This window comes from Alkalihalophilus lindianensis, from assembly GCF_032843265.1.
Taxonomy (GTDB): Bacteria; Bacillota; Bacilli; order Bacillales; family Bacillaceae_D; genus Alkalihalophilus; species Alkalihalophilus lindianensis.
In genome coordinates this window covers 1-263 of the sequence record NZ_JAWJBA010000482.1, presented here as the reverse complement: position 1 = coordinate 263, position 263 = coordinate 1, and the positions used below count along the sequence as shown (strand labels likewise).

Here is a 263-nt window from a genome sequence, read left to right as displayed (position 1 = left end):
AAAAAATATATGTTGGATCCCTCATCGCCCTTGCCTTTATTTTAATTGGCGGGATGTATTATACTTTGCCTTATTATGTATCGAAGCCTGGAATGGCAAAGGAACTTGCACCAATTATTACGGTTGAAGACGGCTATAAGGAACGAGGGAGTTTTATGTTAACGACCGTTAGAATGGGCAGGGCCAATATTTATTCTTATCTTGAAGCAAAAATGAGGAAATACGAAGAGATTTATCCACTCCATATGATCCTAAATAAACAA

The 263-nt window shown here is 37.3% G+C and carries 1 pseudogene; it reads left to right on the top strand.

Annotation, left to right across the window (positions count from 1 at the left end):
* Positions 1-263: pseudogene (locus tag RYX56_RS23110) on the top strand (hypothetical protein); the annotation flags it as partial.